22 protein-coding genes are annotated in these 23,772 nt (G+C 61.7%); 14 read left to right on the top strand and 8 right to left on the bottom strand.

The genetic code is table 11. The features are described from left to right. The first annotated feature begins 106 nt into the window (after positions 1-106). Positions 107-1,030: a helix-turn-helix domain-containing protein gene (locus ACT53S_RS18905; protein ID WP_113377895.1), complete on the top strand. Its 924-nt coding sequence runs from the start codon at positions 107-109 to the stop codon at positions 1,028-1,030. A gap of 9 nt (positions 1,031-1,039) precedes the next feature. On the opposite strand, the gene ACT53S_RS18900 is transcribed toward ACT53S_RS18905, so the two are convergent. After that, positions 1,040-2,128, bottom strand: a complete 1,089-nt coding sequence (locus tag ACT53S_RS18900; RefSeq protein WP_476068106.1) for a mannitol dehydrogenase family protein — start codon at positions 2,126-2,128, stop codon at positions 1,040-1,042. A 3-nt stretch (positions 2,129-2,131) separates the two neighbouring features. Beyond that, a complete protein-coding gene (locus tag ACT53S_RS18895; protein WP_476068105.1) occupies positions 2,132-3,019 on the bottom strand; it encodes an FCD domain-containing protein in 888 nt (295 codons plus the stop codon). A 251-nt stretch (positions 3,020-3,270) separates the two neighbouring features. Between ACT53S_RS18895 and ACT53S_RS18890 the strand changes: the two genes are divergently transcribed. From ACT53S_RS18890 to ACT53S_RS18860, 7 genes are all read left to right on the top strand, one after another. Then, positions 3,271-4,776, top strand: a complete 1,506-nt coding sequence (locus tag ACT53S_RS18890) for a UxaA family hydrolase (RefSeq protein ID WP_476068104.1) — start codon at positions 3,271-3,273, stop codon at positions 4,774-4,776. 28 nt (positions 4,777-4,804) lie between these two features. Then, positions 4,805-5,824 (top strand): aldo/keto reductase, encoded by a 1,020-nt coding sequence (locus ACT53S_RS18885; RefSeq protein ID WP_476068103.1) that lies wholly within the window; start codon positions 4,805-4,807, stop codon positions 5,822-5,824. Positions 5,825-5,833: 9 nt separating this feature from the next. After that, positions 5,834-6,280, top strand: a complete 447-nt coding sequence (locus ACT53S_RS18880) for an RbsD/FucU domain-containing protein (protein ID WP_142072978.1) — start codon at positions 5,834-5,836, stop codon at positions 6,278-6,280. 191 nt (positions 6,281-6,471) lie between these two features. Next, complete coding sequence (locus ACT53S_RS18875; RefSeq protein ID WP_142072975.1) at positions 6,472-7,458, top strand: ABC transporter substrate-binding protein; 987 nt, start codon at positions 6,472-6,474, stop codon at positions 7,456-7,458. Between the two features lie 100 nt (positions 7,459-7,558). Further along, complete coding sequence (locus tag ACT53S_RS18870; protein WP_476068102.1) at positions 7,559-9,112, top strand: sugar ABC transporter ATP-binding protein; 1,554 nt, start codon at positions 7,559-7,561, stop codon at positions 9,110-9,112. Between the two features lie 52 nt (positions 9,113-9,164). Then, positions 9,165-10,136: an ABC transporter permease gene (locus tag ACT53S_RS18865; RefSeq protein ID WP_113377887.1), complete on the top strand. Its 972-nt coding sequence runs from the start codon at positions 9,165-9,167 to the stop codon at positions 10,134-10,136. A gap of 76 nt (positions 10,137-10,212) precedes the next feature. After that, entirely contained in the window at positions 10,213-11,229 is a 1,017-nt protein-coding gene (locus ACT53S_RS18860; RefSeq protein WP_476068101.1) for a zinc-binding alcohol dehydrogenase family protein, read from the top strand. Between the two features lie 64 nt (positions 11,230-11,293). Here ACT53S_RS18860 and ACT53S_RS18855 read toward each other — a convergent pair whose 3' ends face one another. After that, positions 11,294-11,902, bottom strand: coding sequence for an alpha/beta hydrolase (locus tag ACT53S_RS18855; RefSeq protein ID WP_476068100.1), 609 nt, complete (start codon positions 11,900-11,902; stop codon positions 11,294-11,296). Positions 11,903-11,962: 60 nt separating this feature from the next. After that, positions 11,963-12,895, bottom strand: a complete 933-nt coding sequence (locus ACT53S_RS18850) for a ring-cleaving dioxygenase (RefSeq protein ID WP_476068099.1) — start codon at positions 12,893-12,895, stop codon at positions 11,963-11,965. Between the two features lie 123 nt (positions 12,896-13,018). Here ACT53S_RS18850 and ACT53S_RS18845 point away from each other — a divergent pair, with 123 nt between their 5' ends. After that, on the top strand, positions 13,019-13,930 hold the full coding sequence (locus ACT53S_RS18845) for a LysR family transcriptional regulator (RefSeq protein ID WP_476068098.1): 912 nt from the start codon (positions 13,019-13,021) through the stop codon (positions 13,928-13,930). A 6-nt stretch (positions 13,931-13,936) separates the two neighbouring features. On the opposite strand, the gene ACT53S_RS18840 is transcribed toward ACT53S_RS18845, so the two are convergent. Beyond that, positions 13,937-14,623, bottom strand: coding sequence for a type 1 glutamine amidotransferase (locus tag ACT53S_RS18840; RefSeq protein ID WP_476068097.1), 687 nt, complete (start codon positions 14,621-14,623; stop codon positions 13,937-13,939). 187 nt (positions 14,624-14,810) lie between these two features. Between ACT53S_RS18840 and ACT53S_RS18835 the strand changes: the two genes are divergently transcribed. Next, entirely contained in the window at positions 14,811-15,491 is a 681-nt protein-coding gene (locus ACT53S_RS18835) for a GntR family transcriptional regulator (protein WP_142072963.1), read from the top strand. 45 nt (positions 15,492-15,536) lie between these two features. Here the strand turns inward: ACT53S_RS18835 and ACT53S_RS18830 are convergent, their stop codons facing one another. Then, positions 15,537-15,983 (bottom strand): thermonuclease family protein, encoded by a 447-nt coding sequence (locus ACT53S_RS18830; RefSeq protein WP_476068096.1) that lies wholly within the window; start codon positions 15,981-15,983, stop codon positions 15,537-15,539. Positions 15,984-16,034: 51 nt separating this feature from the next. Further along, positions 16,035-16,241, bottom strand: coding sequence for a DUF1674 domain-containing protein (locus tag ACT53S_RS18825; protein WP_113377880.1), 207 nt, complete (start codon positions 16,239-16,241; stop codon positions 16,035-16,037). A gap of 123 nt (positions 16,242-16,364) precedes the next feature. Here ACT53S_RS18825 and htpX point away from each other — a divergent pair, with 123 nt between their 5' ends. The 4 genes from htpX (at position 16,365) to purH (ending at position 22,294) form a co-directional block, all read left to right on the top strand. Further along, positions 16,365-17,324 (top strand): zinc metalloprotease HtpX, encoded by a 960-nt coding sequence (htpX, locus tag ACT53S_RS18820; protein ID WP_476068095.1) that lies wholly within the window; start codon positions 16,365-16,367, stop codon positions 17,322-17,324. Next, complete coding sequence (locus tag ACT53S_RS18815) at positions 17,315-18,706, top strand: RsmB/NOP family class I SAM-dependent RNA methyltransferase (RefSeq protein ID WP_476068094.1); 1,392 nt, start codon at positions 17,315-17,317, stop codon at positions 18,704-18,706. Before htpX ends, ACT53S_RS18815 begins: the two co-directional genes overlap by 10 nt. A 197-nt stretch (positions 18,707-18,903) precedes the next feature. After that, on the top strand, positions 18,904-20,577 hold the full coding sequence (locus ACT53S_RS18810; RefSeq protein WP_476068093.1) for a heparinase II/III family protein: 1,674 nt from the start codon (positions 18,904-18,906) through the stop codon (positions 20,575-20,577). 100 nt (positions 20,578-20,677) lie between these two features. Beyond that, the gene (gene purH, locus ACT53S_RS18805; RefSeq protein WP_476068092.1) at positions 20,678-22,294 is read left to right on the top strand and encodes a bifunctional phosphoribosylaminoimidazolecarboxamide formyltransferase/IMP cyclohydrolase; all 1,617 of its coding nucleotides are present in this window, start codon (positions 20,678-20,680) and stop codon (positions 22,292-22,294) included. 68 nt (positions 22,295-22,362) lie between these two features. Here the strand turns inward: purH and ACT53S_RS18800 are convergent, their stop codons facing one another. Continuing rightward, complete coding sequence (locus tag ACT53S_RS18800; RefSeq protein WP_476068283.1) at positions 22,363-23,694, bottom strand: MFS transporter; 1,332 nt, start codon at positions 23,692-23,694, stop codon at positions 22,363-22,365. Positions 23,695-23,772: the final 78 nt, after the last annotated feature.

The following is a 23,772-nucleotide window of genomic DNA, read 5'->3' as shown; positions in this document are numbered from 1 at the left end:
AGGCTCCGGATCCCGCCGGAGCAAAATGTCAGCTCACCTTGATCATCGGATTCAAACCCGTAATAATCTACCGAGTTTTGGCGGAAGTTTTCCGGGATCCTAAGATTTGGAACATCTGAAACCCCTTCTGGATGACGAATCCGTTCCGGTGCACCCGGACCATGATCCGCGACATCCTCTGGTGATCTTCGGCGATCACCGCTTTTGTGCCGGTGAAAGCCTGACGGTGAACCGCATGGCGGGGCCGCACATGCACAGCCAGATCGAACTCAATTTTGTCCTTTCAGGCCACATGACCTATTGGTTTGACGGTCGTGAACTGACCGTCGACGAGGGGCGCCTCTGTCTGTTTTGGGGCATGATCCCGCATCAGGTGATCGACCGGCGCGAGGGCACGCGCTTCGTCTGCCTCTATGTCCCGATGTCGGTCTTCCTTGGCCTCGCAAACTTGAGCCGTTTCCGCGATGCCGTCTTTCGCGGCGCCATGATCGAGGCGCTGGAAATCCGTTCCTGGGACCGGGACATCTTCCAGCGCTGGCGGGAGGAATTGCTCGCCGGTGACGAGAACCTGACCGAGATCGTACGCAACGAGTTGACGGCGCGGGTTCTCAGGATCGAACGCGACGGCTGGCGCGATCTGCGCGAGGAGGGCTCGGCGATTGCCAGCTTCAGCGCCAACGACAGCGAGCGCGTCGAGCACATCGAACGCATGCTGCGCTTCATCGCCGAGCACGCGCTGGAAAATATCTCGGCCGAGGATGTCGGACGCGCTGTGGCGCTGCATCCCAACTACGCCATGTCGATCTTCAAGCGCGCCGTTGGCCACACCATCAACCAGGCGATCGTGCGCCACCGTCTCGACACGGCCCAGTCCCTCCTGATCTCGACCGATCTGTCGATCACCGACGTCGCCTTCGAAAGCGGCTTTGGATCGGTCTCGCGTTTCTACGAGGCCTTCAGCGAACGTTTCGTCGAAAAACCCACCGCCTTCCGGCGGCGCATGCGCTCGAAAGGTCAGCCACCGGCCTGATGGCCGGCTTCAGCGACCGGCAATCACCGAGAGCTTCGGCATGGCGACCCCGGGACACCAGTCCTGGAAACCGATGATGCGGCGGACGATCTTTTCAGCATGATTACCTGCAATGTCCCGCAGTCGATGGTCCAGAGTGGGGTTGAGGAAGCGCTCCAGCGTGGTCGCGACATAGGCCTCCGCCTCGTCGCCCAGACCATGCTGACGAAAACCCGGCACGACCTCTTGCGCGTAGATCGCCTCAAGCTCCACCCGGATCGCGGCATCAGCCAGGATGTCCTTGACGCATTCCGCCTCCGCTCGTTTGTCTTTCAGCCAGCGATTGGCCAGCACTGTATGGCCGAGATTGAGGATATGCAGTTTCAGCCGCTCATAGGGCGTCAGATCATCGACCACCTTGATCGAGGCATGCTCGCAAGGGACGGTGAGACCCGGCTGCCGCTCGATCGCCCAGATCGCATAGGGTTCGGCGATTGCCCCTGCCGGCTCGATCGGCTCGGAGACGATGCGATCGACCAGCGTATTGCCCCAGATCACCCGCTCGGAAAGCCAGGCATCGAAGTCAGGATCTGACACATGATGCGCGGCCAGATCGGCAATCAACCGCTTCAGCACATCGCCGTTGCGCGAGATCAGCTCGCAAGGAAGGATTGTCAGCGGACCGCCGCCAGCCTCGTGGCGTGCCTTGAGCAGCGCCAGAAGCTTCATCGGGAAGGACTGCGGTACGCCGTCCAGACTGTCGCCATCGACCAGCGCATAGCCCTTGTCGCCGGTGTTGGAGAGAACGACACGCGCCTCGTCGACAAAGATCCTGGTAACCTCGGCCCAATCCGTCGCCGTCGACAGCGATCGAGCAACCGAACGGACCCTGACGGTGTGCTCCACCGGCACCCCGTTTTCCAGCCCGCGAATGATGACCGGAAAGCCTTCCGGCGCGGACAAGGCCCCGATCCGCCCCGCGCGCTGCGGATCGCCGCTCGTCTGCACCACGGTGATGGCGCCCAAAGCCTTGCCGACCTCCATGGCTTCGCTGACGAAAAGATCGGCATGCGCCTGGAGAAACCGGCTCGTGCCGAATTGCAGGATGGGCGTGTTCATGGATCAGACGGTCTCCTGGATCGATTGCAGCAGCGTCTCGCGCGCCGATTTCAGATGCTGGCGGCAGGCCTTTTCGATTGCCGATGGATCGCGCGAGAAGAGAGCCTTGATATAGTCGATGTGTTCCTCGAGCGCCCGCTGGTTGCGCGCCCGCGCATTCGTCTTGTTCCACTGGTAGTGGTAGTGGAAGACGATGGAAATGATGTCGTAGAAATCGATGATGAAACGGTTGCTCGATGCCTTCTGAACGAGCAGGTGAAAGCGCTCATCGAGCTCCGAAAACTCCATGTATCGATTGTCGATATCGGCGAGCAACGCGTAATGCTGCGCCTCGACCGCCTTGAGCTCTGACCATGCAGGATGATCTTCGGCCAGATGCACGAAGGCCGCTGCAGATCGCAATTCGAACATTTCGCGCACTTCGGTCAGCTCGAGCGCAAATTCGCGAGTAAAGCCCTTCAGCACCCAATGGCTGTTCGGACGCTTCTCGATCAGGCCGAACCGGCTGAAACGGATGAGGAATTCCCGCACGCTGGTCGTGCCGATGCCTATCTCGCGGGCGAGCTCCAGCTCGTTGATCTGCATGCCCGGTTGGGCACCGCCAGCAAGGATGCGGCGCATGAAGCTGCGCTCGATGATCTCCGACAGAGAGCTCGTTTCCTCGTCGGGGAAGTAGTCCGATCCGGTCGGTCTGCGCAACACCGTCTTGGAGCGCTTGTCCCAGGCCACCAGCCCGACCTCGCCGAGCCGCGTCAGAACCGCTCGCACCGTCGTCCGGCTGACGCTCAAGAGACCGCCAAGCTCCGGCTCCGAGGGAAGCGTGTCCGTTTCCTCGATCAGCTTCAGCGTGCGGTTGTAGGCGTCCTTGAAGACGGTGTTCTGCTTAGCCATGGCTCTGCCTGGGTTAAAATGATGCGGGCGGGTCGATCTTTCGCCTCATGGCGCAAGACACGAGTTCGCGCAACGGAAACCACCGATTGCGGCGGTCTGCCTTCTTCTGATCCGGGTAGCTCTCCTCCCTGCTCACTACTGGAGCAATTTGTTCTTTATCGATATAATACCCATTGACGAGCAACTGTCTATTGCCGATAAAAGACAAAACACAGGATCCGGTGCCACCGGACGCATGGGAGAAACATCGGGTGTCGAAACCAGCCTGCATCCTGCTTTCGCAGGACGACAATGTTGCCGTGACCACTGTTGCAATTGAGCCGGGGCATCTCCTGCCCGGCGGTGCGTCTGCGGCGACCAAGATCGATCCCGGCCACAAGGTCGCTGTCCGCGCGATCCGCAAGGGCGAACCGGTCGTCAAATATGCCCAGGCGATCGGCCGCGCGACCACGGACATTGCCGCTGGCGACCATGTCCATTCCCACAATCTCGCTTTCGATGAAGACCGCCTCTCGGTCAGCGGACTTGCCCAGCCCGAAGCCGCAACAGCCACCGACAAGGGGCGCACTTTCATGGGTTATCGCCGCGCCGATGGGCGTGCAGCCACCCGCAACTATATCGGCATCATCGCCAGTGTGAACTGTTCCACCACGGTCTGTCGCGCCATTGCGGATGCCGCCAACCGCACCATCCTGCCGCATTACGAGGGCATCGACGGCTTCGTGCCGATCGTCCACGACCAGGGCTGCGGCATGAGCTCGACCGGTGACGGCATGCGCACGCTTCACCGAACGATAGCCGGCTACACAAGGCATGTGAACTTCGGCGGCGTGCTGATGGTCGGCCTCGGCTGCGAAGTGAACCAGCTGACGCTTTACGGCCAGAGCGGCGCCGGCGCCTCCAAGCGTCACTTCAACATCCAGGATGCCGGCGGCTCACGCCGCGCCGTGGAAAACGCCCTTGCGATCCTCAAGGAGATCGCAGCCGAAGTCGGCACGCTCCGTCGTGAACCGATCTCCGTCAGCGAGATCATCGTCGGCCTGCAATGCGGCGGTTCTGACGGCCTCTCCGGCATCACCGCCAATCCGGCGCTCGGCGTTGCCGTCGATATTCTGGCCGGCGCCGGCGGCACGGCGATCCTCTCCGAGACCTCGGAAATCTACGGTGCCGAACATCTCCTGCGCAGCCGTGCCGTCAACGAAGACGTCGCCGTCAAGCTCGACGGGTTGATCTCCTGGTGGGAGGCCTATGTCGCCCAGCATGGCGCCTCCCTCGACAACAATCCCTCGCCCGGCAACAAGAAGGGCGGTCTCACCACCATTCTCGAAAAGTCGCTGGGTGCCGTCGCCAAGGGCGGACGCTCACCGCTGACGGCCGTCTACAACTACGCCGAACGCGTCACCGAGCACGGCCTCGTCTTCATGGACACGCCCGGTTACGACCCAGTCTCCGCGACCGGCCAGGTGGCAGGCGGCGCAAACGTCATTGCCTTCACGACAGGCCGCGGTTCCTGCTTCGGCTCTCGACCGGTGCCTTCCATCAAGCTGACGAGCAACACTGCGCTCTACAAGTCGATGGAAGAGGACATGGACATCGATTGCGGCGTGGTCGCCACGGGGGATGCCAGCGTCTCCGGGCTTGGCCGCGACATCTTCGATCTGATCATCGAGACCGCCTCGGGCAAGAAGACCAAGAGCGAGCTCTTCGGCTACGGCGACAACGAATTCGTGCCGTGGCACCTCGGTGCCACGCTCTGACCTCGACAACAGGGATCCGGATATCAGCATGAAGACGAGACGCATCGGCAAGACCGCCCTCGAAGTGACCGAATACTCCTTCGGCACCGCCCCACTCGGCGGCCTCTACCGCCCCTGCCCCCGCGATGTCGGGATTGCCACGCTGCAGGCCGCCTGGGACCACGGCATCCGCTATTTCGACACGGCCCCGCATTACGGCTTCGGCCAGGCCGAGCGCTATGTCGGCGACTTCCTGCGCGACAAGCCGGAGGACAGCTATGTGCTTTCGACCAAGGTCGGCCGCCTACTGGCGCCCGTGCCGAAGGACCAGATCCCGAATGTCGGCTTCGTCGATCCGCTGCCCTTCAAGCTGGTCTACGACTACAGCTATGACGGCATCATGCGGTCCGTCGATTTCAGCTATGCCCGCCTCGGCCTCAATCGCATCGACATCCTCTATGCTCACGATATCGGCGTCTACACCCATGGCCGCGCCGTCAACGACCACTACGTCAAGCAGCTCCGCGACGGCGGTTACAAGGCCCTTGACCAGCTGAAATCCTCCGGCGCGATCAAGGCCTTTGGCCTTGGCGTCAACGAAGTCCCGGCCTGCCTGGAGATGATGGCCGACATCGACATCGACGTCATCCTGATGGCCGGCCGTTATTCGCTGCTGGATCGTTCCGCCGTCGAGGAACTGCTGCCGCTCTGCGAAAAGCGCGGCACCTCGATCACAGCCGGCGGCGTGTTCAACTCCGGCATCCTGGCAACGGGCGCCGTTCCGGGTGCGCATTTCGACTACACGCCGGCAACCGACGAAGTGCTTGGCAAGGTGCGCGCGATGGAAGATCTGGCGAAGCAGGCCGGCAAGCCGCTCGCTCAGTTTGCCCTGCAGTTCCCGCTGCATCATCCGGCGGTTGCTTCCGTCATCATCGGCACGGCAAAGCCGGAAAGCCTCGACCGCAACATGGCGTTGACGGCGGAGGAACTGCCGGCCTCTGCCTTCGCCCCGTTCGAGGCCCATACGCTGGTCGCACCGCCGCTCGGCGATGACGCGGTCCGGGAATAGGAGCGCACCATGCTGAAAGGCATCCATCCCCTGCTCGGACCCGACCTGTTGCATGCCATCGCCACCATGGGCCACGGCGATGAGATCGTGATTGCCGATGGCAATTTTCCGGCCTCGACCATGGGTCCGCCGGTCATCCGCGCCGATGGCGTCGGCGCCGTCGAGATCCTGGAGGCGATGCTGGCGCATATGCCGCTCGACCAGTTCGTAGACGATGCGGCCTGGCGCATGCAGGTCGTCGGCGACCCGCATGCGGTCCCGGAAATTTGTGCCGAGTTCCAGTCTGTGATCACCAGGCTGGCAGGTGATTTCCAGCTCGAAAGCCTCGAGCGTTTTGCCTTTTACGAGCGGGCGCAGACAGCGGCCTACATCGTCGCGACCACGGAATTGCGGATTTACGGCAACGTCATCCTGAAGAAGGGCGTCGTTTATCCGGAAGAGGTTCACCGGGTCTGAAAGGGTCCGGAATGCCCTGAAAACAAGGGCGAAAGGGGTTTGGAGGAGACCGCTTTTGCCCGCTTGCATTCTCCAGATTGCTGGAGTAGCGTGCCTCGATAAAATGTTTTTTATCGATAAAGATCGACCTGGTTGCGTTCTGCGGGCCGATCTCACCGGAGGAACAGGACGCGTTGAGAGGAGAACCCACAATGACCATTCTGAAGAGCATGACTCGCCGCGCCCTCATGGGGATCGCCGGCGCTGCAATGATGACGTCGATGATGCCGGCAGCGTCCTTCGCCCAGGACGTGACGATCCCGATCATCGTCAAGGACACCACGTCCTTCTACTGGCAGATCGTGCTCGCCGGCGCTCGCGCCGCAGGCAAGGACCTCGGTGTGAACGTGCCGGAACTGGGCGCTCAGTCTGAGTCCGACATCAACGGCCAGATCAGCATCCTCGAGAACGCCGTCGCCGGCAAGCCGGCCGCCGTCGTCATCTCGCCGACCGAGTTCAAGGCACTCGGCAAGCCGATCGATGAAGCTGCAAAGTCCGTTCCGATCATCGGCATCGACTCCAGCGCCGATTCCAAGGCCTTCACCTCGTTCTTGACCACCGACAACGTCCAGGGCGGTCGCATCGCCGCTGACGGCCTTGCCGCGGCCATCAAGGAGGCGACAGGCAAGGAAGAGGGCGAAATCGCCATCATCACCAGCCTGCCGGGCGTGGGCTCGCTCGATCAGCGCCATGAAGGCTTCATGGAGCAGATCAAGGCCAAATATCCGGGCCTGACGGTAGTCGCCGACAAATATGCGGATGGCCAGGCAACGACCGGTCTCAACATGATGACCGACTTGATCACCGCCAACCCGAACCTCGTCGGCGTCTTCGCCTCCAACCTGATCATGGCGCAGGGCGTTGGCCAGGCGATCGCCGAAAACAAGCTCGGTGACAAGATCAAGGTCATCGGCTTCGACTCGGACGAAAAGACCGTCGGCTTCCTCAAGGAAGGCGTTCTCGCCGGCCTCGTCGTCCAGGATCCGTATCGCATGGGTTATGACGGCGTGAAGACAGCACTCGCCGTCTCCAAGGGCGAGAAGGTCGAGACCTTCGTCGACACCGGCGCCAACCTCGTGACCAAGGCCAACATGGCTGACCCGAAGATCGATGCCCTTCTGAACCCGAAGGTCAACTGATCGAGAGTTCGGCACGCGCGGCATCCGTCGCGCGTGCCGGATCGGAAACGGCGGACGCGGGAGGCGTCGGCCGCTTTCGCTGTAATCTGGGAGGAATGACATGACTTCGCTGCACGATGTGAGCCACCGGCATGACGACCAGCCGGAACTGCTGGAGACCGACCGCATCCCGCCGGGAACGCCGATCCTCGAGCTCGTCGGCCTGCAGAAGAAGTATGGCACCGTCGAGGCCCTGAAGCCTGCGACCGTGACCTTCCTCGCCGGTGAAATCCACGCCATCGTCGGCGAAAACGGCGCCGGTAAATCCACTCTCATCAAGCTTCTGACAGGCGTCATTCCGCGCACATCGGGCGAGATCCGCTGGTGCGGCAAGCCGGTTGCGCTCGCCACGCCGAACGAAGCGATCCAGCGCGGCATCAATGCGGTGCACCAGGAAGTCGTTCTCTGCCCGCACCTCTCCGTCGCCGCCAACATGTTCCTCGGCGACGAGATGTCGTCCGGCGGCATCATGCGCCAGCGCGCCATGACCACGGCCGCGCAGAACGTTCTCGATGACCTCGGCTTCAACCTGCCGGCCGGCGAAATCCTCGGCAATCTGACGATCGGCCAGCAGCAGCTGGTGGCCACTGCCCGCGCCGCGATGCGCGGCATCCGCTTCCTGATCTTCGACGAGCCAACCGCCTATCTCACGCGCCAGGAATCCGCCCAGCTCTTCCGCCTCATCCGCCGCCTGCAGTCGGAAGGCGTGACCATTGTCTATATCAGCCACCGCATGGAAGAAGTTTTCGAGCTCGCCGACCGCGTCTCGGTCCTGCGCGACGGCACCCATGTCGGCACCCGCCTGATCGGCGAGACCAATGACGCCGAACTGATCTCGCTGATGATCAACCGCTCGATCGAGCAGATCTACCACAAGGAAAAACTGCCGATCGGCGCGACCATCCTGGAGACGAAAGGCCTGTCTGGCCCGGGCTTCTCGGATGTCTCGATCACCGTCCGCTCCGGCGAGATCGTCGGCCTCTATGGCCTGATCGGCGCGGGCCGCAGCGAGTTTGCCCTCGGCCTTTACGGTCGCCAGAAATGCAGCGCGGGCGAGATTTTCTGGGACGGCAAGAAGGTGGTCATCGACACCGAACGCAAGGCCATGGATCTCGGCATTGCGCTCGCCCCCGAAAGCCGCCGCGACCAAGGCCTGTGCCTCAACCTGCCGATCGGCCTCAACATCAACCTGCCGGTCTTCGGTCGCCTGAGCCGAGGCCTCACCATCAGCCCGAAGCTCGAAGCCGGAAACGCCGACAAGCAGATCAACGATCTGAAGATCAAGACGCCGACCCGTGCCGTGCTGGCCTCCGCCATGTCCGGCGGCAACCAACAAAAGATCGTCATCGGCAAGTGGCTGAGCCACGGCGCACGCCTCTTCATCTTCGACGAACCGACCGTCGGCGTCGATGTCGGCACCAAGGCGGAAATCTACCGCCTCTTTGCCGAACTACTGAAACAGGGCGCCGGCATCATCCTGATCTCGTCCTACCTGCCCGAGGTCTACGAACTGGCGGACCGGCTGCATGTGTTCCGACAGGGCCAGTTGGTGGCAAGCCACGATTACCGGAGCGCCTCGCACGAGGACGTGCTGACCGAGGCGATCGGCGTGTGATGCGGATGCGCTTGAGAACAAACGACATGAAAAGACGACTGGGAGGACACCAATGAGCACCGACACCACCGAGACCAAGGTCGCGCCGAAGAGGGGCATGAGCATCCTCTTCAGCCTCACACTGCTCGGCCTCCTGCTCTTCCTCTGGCTGCTGCTCGGCTTTGCCACCAACAGCTTCTGGACGCCCAACAACATCAGCAACCTGCTGCGTCAGGGCGCAATGACGGCGATCCTCGCCGTCGGCCAGACCTTCGTCATCATCACCGCCGGCATCGATCTTTCGGTCGGCGCCGTGGTCGGTTTCGCCAGCGTCATCATCGCCTGGCTGCTGGCTGCTGGTGTTCCCGTCTGGATCGCCATCATCCTGACGCTGCTGATGGGTGTCGCAATCGGCATGTTCCACGCCTTCGGCATCGTCCGCATGGGCCTGCCGCCCTTCATCATCACCCTGGCGACGCTCACCTCCTTGCGCGGTATCGGCCTCCTGATCACCAATGGCTCGACCATCTCGATCACCGACGAGGCCTTCACCAATTTCGCCCGTGCCGACTTCCTCGGAATCCCGAGCCTCTTCTGGATGGTCATCGTGGTCGCCGTGCCGGCCTATGTGTTCCTGCACCTGAGCCGCTGGGGCCGCTATCTCTTCGCGGTCGGTTCCAACAGCGAAGCGGCACGTCTCTCCGGCGTCAACGTTAACCGCACGATCTACCTGGCCTATATCCTGTCCTCCACCTGCGCCGCCTTCGTCGGCATCCTGCTCGCCTCGCGCATTGGGATCGGCAATGCCACTCAGGCTGAAGGCTGGGAACTGCAGGCGATTGCCTCCTCGGTCATCGGCGGCACCAGCCTCTTCGGCGCCGTCGGGTCAGTGCAAGGCCCGCTGCTCGGCGCCTTCATCCTGGCGACGATCAACAACGGCGCCAACCTGATGAACGTCAACTCCTTCTGGCAGCGCATCATCACCGGTGCCCTGATCATCCTGATCGTCTATTTCGACCAGCTTCGCCGCCGCGGCAGCCGCTGATTTTTCCCAGGGTGGGGATGCCGCGAATGGCATCCCCTTTTTTTAAAACCTTGCCGGGCCACCGAAAGGAACCAGCATGAAGGCCGCATTGTGTGTTGAACCGGGCCGGTTGGACATCGTCGAGCGCGATCCCGCACCCCGCCCGAAGCCGGGCGAAGCCCGCATCGCCATCAGCCATGTCGGGATCTGCGGGACCGACTACCATATCTTCGAAGGCAAACACCCCTTCCTCGAATATCCACGCGTCATGGGCCACGAGATCTCGGCAGTCGTCCGCGAAGCCGGCGAAGGTGTCGATCTCGCCGTCGGCACAAAGGTCATCGTCAATCCCTATATCGCCTGCGGAAGCTGCATCGCCTGCCGCAAGGACAAGCCGAACTGCTGCACCAATATCCGCGTGCTCGGCGTGCATACCGATGGCGCCATGTGCGAGGAAATCACCGTTCCCGCTGGCAATCTCTATCCGGCAGACGATCTTTCACCTGAAGCGGCAGCCACAGTCGAATTTCTGGCAATCGGGGCGCATGCAGTCCGTCGCTCCCTGTCACCTGCGGGTTCAAGGGCTCTGGTAATCGGCGCCGGCCCCATCGGCCTCGGCACAGCGATCTTCGCCCGCATCGCCGGCCACGAGGTCACCTTGCTCGACACCAGCAGCGAGCGCCTGTCGATGGCAGCGAACCGCCTCGGCTTCACATCGGGGCTTCTCGCCGATGACAGTCTTGAGTCTACGGTCGCGGACCTGACCGGGGGCGACGGCTTCGATGTCGTCTTCGACGCCACGGGCTATCGTGCCTCGATGGAACGCGCCTTCCGCTTCGTCGCCCATGGTGGCGCGCTCGTCCTCGTCAGCGTCGTGAAGGAGGACATCACCTTCTCCGATCCGGAATTCCACAAGCGCGAGATGATGCTGATCGGCAGCCGCAACGCGACGCGCGTCGATTTCGAGCACGTGCGCAAGTCGATCGCGGAAGGCCTGGTGCCGATCGACCAGCTGATCACCCATCGCACGACGCTTGGTGACATCGCGGAAGATCTGCCGCGCTGGGCGCGCGAAAAATCCGGCCTGATCAAGGCCCTCATCCGTATCGGCTGAAAACCCGGATATGCGAAAGGCCCGAAGCTCTGCCTCGGGCCTTTTCAACTTGATGTTCCGGAACTCAGGCCTTCCGCAGGAAGGTAGCGATCGCATCGACCTCACCTTGCGAGACCTCATGCCCACCCTGATGCAGGAAGGTCTCGACCGATGCCCCCTGCGCCTCGAAATAGGCGATCAGTCGCTCGGTGAGCGGCAGCGGGCAGATCGGGTCTCGCTGGCCGGCCGTGACCAGGGCTGAGAGCGACCCAAGCCCCGGCTGTGCCGGCGGATCGAAGGGGATCAGCGGATGCATCAGCACAACGCGGTCGAAGAGATCGGGCGCTTGGAAGAGGACGGAAGCCAGGATATTGGCGCCGTTCGAATAGCCGAGCCCGTAGATCAGGCGATCCGGGTTCTTCTCTTTATGAGCGCGGATGAACCCCGCCATTTTCGCCGTTCTCTCGGCGAGATCGGTCATGTCGTAGACGCCTTCGCCGGTGCGCTTGAAGAAGCGGGCGGCACCATATTCCGACACGTCCCCGCGCGGTGACACGATGCCCGCCTCGGGCAGGATCCGGTGGATGAGCCCCGGAAACTGATGTTCGTCTCCGCCAGTCCCATGGAATGTGAAGACCAGCGGCGCGGCACCCTGGGGTGCCTGATGATGATGGATATAGCTGTCGATTGCCATGATGTTTTCCTCCGCAACAGGGGCGACGCCTGAGTGACAGGCATCGCCCTCGCTGTGCGTTCAGTCCTGGATCGGGGGCAGATGGGCTTCGATCTGCGAACGATACTGCTGGTAACGGGTCGGCAGCTTCAGCGCCTCGCCGAGATGCGCGGTGTCTTCGTCGCGGTTGAAGCCCGGTTCGTTCGTGGCGATCTCGAACAGCACGCCACCCGGCGTGCGGAAATAGATCGCCCAGAAGTAATCGCGGTCGATAACCGGCGTCACCTGGTAACCCGTATCGAGCAGCGCCTTGCGCACTTCGAGCTGGGCAGCCCGGTCTTCAACGGCAAAGGCCACGTGGTGGACCGACCCTGCACCCTGCATCGCACGCGATGCACCGGGCAGGACTTCGAGGTCGATATAATCGGCGCCATTGCCGCCGGGAACTGCGTAGCGCACGAAGTCACCCTGCTTGTCGACCGGCTGGTAGCCCATGAACTTCAGGAGTTCACCTGTGGCACCTTCATCGCGCAGCCGCATGGTCACACCCCGGAAGCCATGAATGCCTTCGGAAACACCGACCGGACCACCGGCAAACGGCACGCGGCTGTCGCCGTCGACTTCCGCCAGGGCAAAGCCGTCACCATCGGGACCGGCAAACCGCAGGCGGTCTTCACCGAAGAGCGAATAGGAGCCGAGCTCCTCCACGCCTTCCTTCGACAGGCGCTCCTGCCAGAAACCGAGCGTGCCCTTCGGCACGGAGAAAACGGTCTCCGAAACCTCGCCGGCGCCGCGGCCACCCTTGCCCATATTGGCAAAGGGGAAATAAGTCATGACCGAACCGGCATTGCCGACTTCGTCGCCGTAGTAGAGGTGATAGACGTCGGGCGCGTCGAAATTGACGGTCTTCTTGACGCGGCGAAGGCCGAGGGTCTTGGTGAAGAAGTCGTTGTTTTCCTGGGCATCCGCGGCCATCGAGGTAACGTGATGCAGGCCTTTGATCTGGGTAAGCATGGCTCTGATCCTTTCCCGGCACTCGCGCCGGTCTCGTTCTGTTGAAGCGAATATGGGCCATGGCTTTTCTGATGTGAACCGTTGTAATGTTGAGGATATTATTTCATTGGGAGCAATAATCCGATGGGCGAGCTCGAAGCGATCAGAACCTTCCTGACGGTCGCGGATCAAAGCAGCTTCAGCGCCGCCGCCCGCTTGCTCGGCATGACACCCGCGTCGGTCACCCGCACGGTTTCCAGCCTTGAGGAACAGCTCGGCGTCCAGCTGCTTCTACGAACCACGCGCAAGGTGTCGCTGACCTCGGCCGGCGCGGCCTACGCAGCCCGCGTCGCGCCATTGGCAGAAGGCCTCGCCCGCGCGACGGAAGAAACCCGCGATCTGCAGAAGGTGACTGCCGGCTCGCTTCGTGTCTCGGCGCCCATGTCGCTTGGCATGAAAGTCCTGCCGACCGTCCTGTCGCAATTTGCCATCATCCATCCGCGCACCAGCGTGGCGATCGAACTCTCCGACCGCTTTGTCGATATCGTCCAGGAAAACTATGACCTCGCGATCCGCATTTCCGGACCTCCGACGGACAAGTCGACCATCTGGCGCAAGATCCGCCCTGTGCCCCGCCTTCTCGTCGCCGCGCCGTCCTTCCTGGCGCGCCACGGCACGCCGAAGGTGCCGGAGGATCTGACGACGCTGGAATGCCTGAGCTACCACGACCAATCGAAGACCGAGACATGGGAATTGACTCGGTCAGGGCAGACGAGGACCGTGGAAGCGCAGGGACGATTCACCATCAACAACGGGGATTTTCTCTGCAAACTGGCCGTCGAGGGGGAGGGCATTGCGCTGCTCCCCCGCTTCATCGTGCAGGAGGATCTGCAGAAAAGGGCCCTGGTCGAAGTCCTGCCGGGATGGTCGACGCCGGAAATCTGGCTGACGCTCTACTACCCGCCCTACGAACAACTGCCGCTAAGGGTGGCGACCTTTTCGGATTTCTTCGAGGCCTTCATCAAGGAAAGCTGGGACGCGGGCCCCGCGTCCTGACCGGTTTCAGCGGTCGCGCGTGAAAAATTCGCCGATCTCCTGGGCGATCTTGTCGGTCGCAATCGGCACGTCGACCTTCTTCACCTGCTCGAAAAGCGGTTCCGGAATGGCAGCCTTGCGCGCCTCGGCCAGCCCTTCGAAGAAACGCGGCGAAAACTCCGGATGCGGCTGGTAGGAAAGCCCCCAGTCTCCATAGCGGATGACGGCATTCTCGCAGGCATCGGTCTTGCCCACGACTTCAGCCCCTTCAGGCACCTTGATCACCTGATCCTGATGCCAGGCAAGCAGCACCTGTTCTTCGCCCGTATCGGAGCGCTTATAGGTGACGGGACCGGCAGACCAGCCGCCCTTGAACTTCTCGACATGACCGCCGAGCGCTTTCGCCATGACCTGATGCCCGAAGCAGATGCCGACCATCGGCACCTTGGCTGCATGCACCTGTCGGATGAAATCCTCGAGCTTGCGGATCCAGCCGTGATCTTCATAGACACCGAACTTCGAGCCGGTCAGTAACCATCCGTCCACTTCGGTGGGGCTTTGCGGAAACTCGCCATCAACGACGAAATAGCGCTTGAACGAGAAGTCGAAATCACCAAGCAGCGCCGCGAACATGTCGGCATAATTGCCGTATTCGGGCGTGAGCTCGGCCGGAGAATGGCCGGTGACGAGAATGCCGATGGTCTTTTTTGTCATATCCAACCCTTAACCCCGACAGGGGCTTTTGCCGCGTGCGCCACTGACGCTCTGCATGTCATCTATATACCAAATTCCAATTTGATCAAATTTCAAGAGATACGAGATCGCTAGGCTAAAATATGCTTGTATCGCGACTGCGTGCGTCCTTTATAGACAGTTCATTCAACATGAATCTGGTTACGAAATGGCAACAGGCGAGCGCAGGGCGGAAGAATCGGTCAAGCAGAGGGTCTACCGCACTTTGCGTGCGCGTGTCATGTGTGGCGCGGTGGCACCGGGACTTCCCATAACGATCCAGGGAGTGGCTGCAGATCTTGGCGTCAGCACCATGCCGGTGCGCGAGGCCCTGCATCGTTTGGTGGCTGAAGGAGCACTGGAACACCTGGACAATCGCCGCGTTCGCGTCCCGCGCATGACACCGGCCAAGTTCGAGGAGATCATTGCAGCACGTCTGGCTCTGGAACCGCTCGCTGCCGAGCGCGCCCTGCCGCACATCGACGGGGACAGACTGCAGCAACTCCGCAAGATCGACGCTGATATCGGCGAGGCCTATACGGCCAACGACCTCTTGCGTTCGACCGAACTGAACTTTTCCTTTCACCGGACGCTCTACGAACCGAAGGCGGGTACGGTGCTGCTCGATCTGATGGAATCCGTGTGGCTGCGCCTCGGTCCTTTCATGCGTCTCGCCACCGCCAACCTGGAGGAGAGCTACCGGATCGATCGTCACGCCGAAGCCATGGACGCAATCATATCCCGTGATGCAGAAGCCCTGAAGGCTGCCATCGCCGCCGATATCCAGGATGGGATCGGGCACCTCGGTCGCCATTTCCTGAGCGACGGCGGAACGCACTCGAAGCCATGACAAGCTAGCACCGCGCCACAGGTCACTGACCGTCAAGATGTTCGGTCAATCAGGGCATACTTTTCTGGACTTGGTTCTGCCCTCATATGGCTCGACCAGCCCACCTTCCAGGAGAAGAACCGCCGGTCGCCGGCCGTCCTCAAGGGTAAGATCGGCTACCACCCGCCCGAAATATTTGTCCCCCGAGATGGCGGTCAGGGTCACGCGCGTCTCACCCGCCATCAGCGTCGCCAAATGCTCCCGCGCCAGTCTGGCGGCCCCACGAAAGGCCGCGCAACGGGATTTCATCTCCGGGGCATCGATGCCCCGCAATCGAACATAGGTACTGATCCTGTGGTCCGGCCAGGGCATGGCCTCAACAAGGACCGTATCCCCATCAATGACCCGCACAACATCTGCCTGCACCGGTCCCGCAATGGAACGAGACGCCGCAGCGCTCGGAGCCACGCCGGACAGCAGAAAAGAAATCGCGACCGTCATCATCTTGCCCATGAAAGGAATATATTCCGTAATTCAGGGCCAAGCAATAGGGATATCTTCTTATCAAAAATCGATGGCACGACCTTTGATCTCCCAGTCGCCGAACCGCGCTGGATCTGCACCGCCGCGACCGCCGATTTCGGGAGCGGGCTCCGGTTGCGCAGACTGCCGGCGACGCTCCTCCGCTTCGGCAAGCGCGCGTCGCGCAGCCGGACTCAGTTCGCGCGCGGGCATTTCTGCTGCAGGGTCTGTCTCTTGCTCGTCTTGCATGGTGGCAACCTCGAATGCGCTATTTTTACCCATACATTGAAATTGGGTGGCCCGCTTTTTAAATCAACAGACGAAAACGGCAACGGCCGCGCCTTGCTGCACCACCCACCGGAGGACAACGACATGAACACCATGCGCACTGCGATGTTGCTCGCTTTCATGACCGCCCTCTTCATGGGCGTTGGTTTCCTGATTGGCGGGAAAGGCGGCATGATGGTGGCGTTCTTCGTCGCCGCTGCAATGAACTTCTTTTCCTATTGGAACTCCGACAGCATGGTCCTTCGCGCCTATCGTGCCCAGGAGGTCGATGAACGCAACGCACCGGAGTTCTACCTGCTCGTCCGCGAGCTCGTGACCAAGGCGGGCCTGCCAATGCCAAAGGTCTATGTCTTCGACAACCCCCAGCCGAATGCCTTTGCCACAGGCCGCAATCCGGAAAATGCTGCCGTAGCGGCCTCCACCGGGCTGTTGCAGCGCCTGACCCCCGAGGAAGTTGCAGGCGTCATGGCCCACGAACTCGCCCATATCGAGAACCGCGACACCCTCACCATGACAATCACGGCGACACTCGCCGGCGCAATCTCCATGCTGTCGAATTTCGCCTTCCTCTTTTCGGGTGGGCGGGACAACCGCAACCCATTGGGCTTTATCGGCGTCCTCCTGGCCATGATCGTGGCTCCGCTTGCGGCGATGCTGGTGCAGATGGCCATCAGCCGTACCCGTGAATATGCGGCGGACCGCCGAGGCGCGGAAATCTGTGGCAACCCTCGCTGGCTGGCCTCTGCTCTGCAGAAGATCGCCGGAGATGCGTCGCATATCGAAAACATAGAAGCGGAACGAAATCCCGCTACGGCTCATATGTTCATCATCAATCCCCTGAGCGGTCAGCGGATGGACAACCTCTTTTCCACCCATCCCGACACCCGGAACCGTATCGAGGCGCTTCTCGCCATGACGGATATCGAACCGAGGGGATCGACGCAGACCGAACCCGCTGTTAAGGCAACGCGGAAGGCACGGTCCGTTCCCACGACGGGATGGGGACGCGGGCCGAGCGATTCATCCAGGGGACCGTGGTCTTGAACGACAAAAAAGCAGGCAAGGCGACTTCCAGACGCGACGGAGCAAACAACGGCGGACAACGTCAGCGGCCTGAGCTTGAGGCAAAGCCCGGCCTTGACGCACGAGTGGCCGCAAGCCGGCTTCTTGCAGCTGTAATCGATCGCAAGACCTCGCTCGATGGCATGCTCGATGCCGAACACGGCAACCCTGCCTTCACGGCGCTCAGCGAGGCGGATCGCAGCCTCGTTCGTGCAATCCTGCAGACGGCCCTGCGGCACCTTCCTCGCATTGAGCTGATCCTCAAGGAACTGCTCGACAGTCCGTTGCCAGACGGTGCGCGTGCCTTGCATCACCTGCTGATCGTTGCCGCTGCCCAGATGCTTTATCTCGATATTCCCGATCACTCAGCGGTCGACCTTGCCGTGGAGCAGGCAAACAGGGATCCGCGCAACCGGCGTTTCGCCAAACTGGTGAACGCAATCCTGCGCCGTATTGGCCGGGAGAAGCAGGCACTCCTCGATTACGTCTCCGACGTGCCCTGCATGCCGGATTGGTTCCTCGATCGCCTGACGGAGATTTATGGGGAAGACCATGCTCTCGCGATCGCCGCAGCCCAACTCGAGCCTGTGACGATCGACCTGACCGTAAAGTCGGATCCTGAAAAATGGGCAAAATCGCTCGGTGGCCGCGTTCTGCCCACCGGCACCGTACGGCTGGACCCCTTCAAGGGTGCGATCACCGCGCTGGAAGGCTTCGAGCAGGGCGAATGGTGGGTTCAGGATGCAGCCGCGTCGATACCCGCACAGCTGTTCGGCGATCTGGCTGGCAAGCGGGTTGCAGATCTTTGCGCTGCACCGGGCGGCAAGACCGCCCAGCTCGTGCTCGCTGGCGCAAATGTGACGGCGATCGAACAGTCGCAGAGCCGGCTTCGCCGCCTGTCCGCAAATTTGGACCGGCTGCAGTTTCAGGCAGAGGCTCGTTGCATCAATCTGCTGGAGATCGAAGACGCAGATGGTTTCGACGCGATCCTGCTTGACGCGCCATGCTCCTCCACGGGTACCACACGCCGCCACCCGGATGTTCTCTGGACCAAGGACACCACGGATATCGCCAAGCTTGCGACCCTTCAGGAGCGCCTGCTGCGCCATGCGGTAACCTTGCTCAAGCCCGGCGGTCGGATTGTGTTTTCGAACTGCTCCATTGATCCGATCGAGGGAGAGATGGTCGTCGACAAGGTGCTCGCCGATCACAGTGACCTGAAGATCGTGCCAATTGAACCCGATGACTGGCAAGGTTTGGAGGAGGCGATCACGGCCCGGGGCGAATTCCGGACCACGCCGGCCATGTTGGCGGACCAGGGCGGCCTCGACGGCTTTTACGCCTGCGTGATTGCTAAAACTTAACGAATCTTTGAATAAACCTGTTGGAATGTACCGTCGGACATTTTCAGCGCTCACGGCACGTGCTTCGTGGCAGGTCTGTCGCGATTGCGTAAGCGACGATGCGCATCGTCGTGGCGCCTCCCATTAAAGTCCTGGCGTCCGCACCAGTCTGGTCAGCGGAGTGCCCGATCAGGAAGATTGCGGTAACAGGAACGAGAATGCGGATAAACGACCGTCGGAAACTCATTGGCCTGTATCTCGACGAAACATGGCGTCGAGCCCGACAGGCGGTGGCGTTGACCGTTCCGTCCATGGGCGTCCGAGGCCTGCGCATCACGCGGGTCGTTGTTGCCCCGACTGATCTGCGTGCCGTCGACACGTTCGTCGCCGAGGAAATTCTCGATGGGCGATACCCTCTGGCCGGCCGAGTTCTGGACGCGGGTCGCGAGTCCCCTTTTTCGCTGGAGCTCCCCAGCCGACAGTTTGCCATTCGGCTGCATGGCTTCGGTTGGCTGCGCCACATCAGGGCCGACAAGACGCCAGCCGCCTGCGACAACGCCCGATGGATCGTCGACCAGTGGATCGGCCTGCATGGCAGCCGGGCGACCGGCATCGCCTGGGATCCGGAAGTGGTCTCTCGCCGCATCATCAGTTGGCTGTCGCATTCACCGGTCGTCCTGCAAGAGGCGGAAGCCGGTTTTTACCGCCGGTTCATCGGCTCGCTGAGCCAGCAGGTGCGCTACCTGCAGCGCCGCGTCGATCACCTGCCTGAGGGACTGCCGCGCCTCTTGGCGCGTATTGCCCTTGCCATGGCGTCAGTCTCGACGGAAGCGAGGCAGTCCGTCGTGCGCCGTATGGGACGGCAGCTCGATCGGGAACTCGAACGACAGATCCTGCCCGATGGGACCCATATATCGCGCAATCCTCAAGCCTGCGTCGATCTCCTCTTCGATCTGTTGCCGCTGCGCCAGACTTACATCAATCTCGGCCACGACCTGCCGCAGAGGCTGATTTCCGTGATCGACAGAATGTATCCGGCCGTCCGCTTCTTCCGTCACACCGCCGGCGATCTGGCGCTCTTCAACGGTGCAAGCTCCACGCTGGCGACCGATTTGATGAGCGTGCTGCGATATGACGAAACCGCAGGCCAGCCTTTCAAGGCGCTTCCCCATGGTGGCTATCACCGACTGTCCGGGGGAGAGACCGTGCTGCTGGTCGACACCGGAAAGCCGCATTCGCTGCGGCTGTCGAACACGGCCCATGCCGGATGCCTCTCTTTCGAACTTTCGTCGGGCCGCAACCGTTTCATCATCAATTCCGGCCTGCCGCGCTTCGCTGGCGAAAAGTTGCGGCAACTGGCACGCACCACCGCCGCTCACAGCACCGTATCGATCGGAGATGTTTCCTCGGCAAGAATGATCCAATCAGACTATCTGGGTCCCATCCTGACCACGGGTCCCTCTGTTATCGACGTCGATCGGCAATCCGGCCCGGACGGCAGCGATCGATTGTCCGCACGCCACGACGGCTACGCAGAGCGCTTTGGCCTGCTGCACGAACGTGAGATCCGCATCAACCAGCCAGGAACGAAAATCGCTGGCCGCGACCGTCTGCTTCACACCGACGGGCAACCGATCGCGGACCAGCCAGCCGCCGAAGCCATCGCCCGTTTTCACCTGCATCCGTCAATCGAGTTGGAACGGCTTGACCCGCGCAAGGTCAAACTCGTCGCCCCCGATGGCGAGAGTTGGGATTTCTCCATCCCCGTCGGCGAACTGACGATCGAAGAAGATGTGTTTTTTGCCGACGTTTCTGGCATCCGCCCGTCCCGGCAGATCGAAATTCGCTTTGCAGGGCCCGAGATACGGTGGTTTCTGGCCCATCACGCCTGAGAGGCGCAGCCGTAAGGTTTCCTCTTTCGGGAAGCTGTGCTAGGGCGCCCGCATCGTGCCCATCTCACGCCGGGCGCGCCCTGCAAGCTCGGAGATAACCATGGCCGTCGTTTCAAAGAAGATCCCAGCCCCAGACCTCGTGCGCATCCGCACGGCCCTCCTCTCTGTCTCCGACAAGACCGGCATCGTGGAATTCGCGCGCGGCCTTCACGAGCGGGGAGTTCGCCTGCTGTCGACCGGCGGCACCCACAAGGCACTCGCGGCTGAAGGTCTTCCGGTCATCGACGTATCCGAAATCACCGGCTTCCCCGAGATCATGGACGGTCGCGTGAAGACGCTTCACCCGAAGGTTCACGGCGGCCTGTTGTCGATCCGTGACGATGCAGAACATGTGGAGGCCATGACGGCGCATGGTATCGAGGCGATCGACCTCGCGGTCATCAACCTCTATCCGTTCGAGCAGGTTCGCCAGGCTGGTGGCGACTATCCCACGACGGTCGAGAACATCGATATCGGCGGCCCCGCGATGATCCGCGCCTCGGCCAAGAACCATGCCTATGTAACGGTGGTCACGGATGCGGCAGACTATCCCGCCGTGATCGCCGCTCTTTCTGAAAACGACGGCCAGACGACCTACGCCCTGCGCCAGAAGCTGGCGGCCAAGGCCTATGCCCGCACAGCCGCCTATGATGCGGCGATCTCGAACTGGTTCGCAGAAGCCCTCGAAATCGAAATGCCGGCTTATCGCGTGGTCGGCGGGGCCTTGAAGGAAGCCATGCGTTATGGCGAAAATCCCCACCAGGCGGCCGGCTTCTACGTCACCGGCGACAACCGTCCGGGCGTGGCGACCGCGACCCTGCTGCAAGGCAAGCAACTGTCCTACAACAACATCAATGACACGGATGCCGCCTTCGAACTGGTCGCGGAGTTCCCGGCCGAGAACGGCCCGGCCTGCGCCATCATCAAGCACGCCAATCCGTGCGGGGTGGCGACCGGATCGAGCTTGGTCGAAGCCTACAAGCGCGCACTCGCCTGCGATTCCGTGTCGGCCTTCGGCGGCATCATAGCACTGAACCAGATCCTCGACGCGGCGACCGCGACCGAAATCGTCAAGCTCTTCACCGAAGTCATCATCGCACCTGACGTTACGGACGAAGCCAAGGCGATCATCGCGGCCAAGCCAAATCTGCGGCTGCTGACGACCGGAGCCCTGCCGGACCCGCGAGCCCGTGGGCTGATGGCCAAGACCGTCTCCGGCGGTTTGCTCGTGCAGACCCGTGACAACATCATGGTTGAAGATCTCGACCTCAAGGTCGTGACCAAGCGCGCACCCACGGCCGCCGAACTCGAAGACATGAAGTTCGCGTTCAAGATCGCCAAACACGTGAAGTCGAACGCAGTCATTTATGCGAAGGACGGGCAGACGGCAGGTATCGGTGCCGGCCAGATGAGCCGTGTCGACTCTGCTCGCATCGCGGCTTTGAAGGCCGAAGATGCGGCCAAGGCGCTGGGTCTCTCGGCACCGCTTACGAAGGGCTCGGCCGTTGCGTCGGAAGCCTTCTACCCCTTCGCGGACGGCCTTCTGGCGGCGATCGCAGCCGGTGCCACCGCAGTCATCCAGCCCGGCGGCTCGATGCGCGACGAGGAAGTCATTGCTGCAGCCGACGAACACGGCGTTGCCATGGTCTTCACCGGCGTGCGCCATTTCCGTCACTGAAAGACAGACGGGCATTCCGCGAAACGAACAAGGCCGGAAGGAAGATCACTCTTCCGGCCCTTTCTGTCTCAAGGCGCCCCGGCACCGCTTCTGGCGGGATAGGGCGTCTTCCACAGGATGACGAGACCGACCACCAGGAAAACCAGCATGGTGGCCATGCCAACCCGGGCTGAGCCAGTCCAGGCTGTCAGAAGCGAGAACGACAAGGTGGCCATGAAACTGGTGGCGCGCCCTGACAGGGCATAGATGCCGAAATAGCGTCCCGCTTCATCCGGATCGACGCTGCGGGCGAGGTAAGAGCGCGACGAGGCCTGCACCGGCCCGAAAGACACGCCGATCAACAAGCCATACAGGATGTACGCCTTCTCCGCCGGCGTGGCGAACAGTCCCTCGGTCGTCCCGATCGGAAGGTTGACGAAACCGAATAGGGTGAAGTCGGCCCCGGTCGAAACGATCCCGAGGGTCGCGAGGATGAGCAGGCTGAGGCTGGTGATCACGACGATCTTGGAGCCAAACAGACGGTCAATTCGCCCCGCCAGCATGCAGCCGAAGATGGCAACAACGTTCAGGATGATGCCATAGATGCCGATCTCCATGGTCGACCAGCCGAACATGGCGGCCGCGAACACGCCGCCCAGGATCAGGAGGCCGTTGACCCCGTCCTGATAGATCATCCGCCCGACGAGGAAGCGAAGGACCGGCTTGCGGTGGCAAAGCTCAGCAAGAGTATGCCGGATCTCAATCAGCCCCGACCGAACGGCATTGCCCAGGGCCTTGCCCTTGGGAGCATCCGGCGTGAACAGGAACATTGGCAAAATGAAAAGAAAGTACCAGACGGCAGAAATTGGCCCCGTGATGCGAGCATCTTCGCCCAGCGCGGGATCGAGGCCGAACAGAGGGGGAGCGCCCAGTAAGGTTACCCCCGTCGAAGGATTGGCGGCGAGGAACAGGACGACGAAGATCAGAACGATCATACCGCCGAGATAACCAAGTCCCCAGGCAATATTGGACACCCTTCCCACGTCCTTCTGGCTGACAAGCCGTGGCATCATCGAGTCGTTGAAGACGATCGAGAACTCCGCCGCCACGCTCGCAAGGATCATCAGCAACATCACGAAACCGACGGGCGATCCCGGCGCTGCCGTCCAGATCAGCAGCAGGCAGGCGATTTTGATCACCGCGAAGAAGGCAATCCACGGCTTGCGGGCTCCAGACTGGTCGGCGATGGAGCCAAGAACGGGTGCAAGAATAGCGATGGCAATACCGGAAATCGTCGCCGCATTGCTCCATGCCGTCTGCGCACTCACAGGATCGGCAGTCATCCGCGAAACGAAATACGGACCGAAAATGAAGGTTGTGATGACGGTGAAGAAGGGCTGAGCCGCCCAATCGAAAAACATCCAGCCCGCAACGCCCTTGTCGATGGTTGCGGCGCTGGATCTGTCATCTGCACGCGTTGTCACTTGAACCCCCGGAGC

The sequence above is a fragment of the Allorhizobium sp. DMC15 genome, assembly GCF_056314065.1.
Note: the sequence above shows the minus strand (reverse complement) of the source record. Positions and strands in the feature narration are given on the sequence as shown.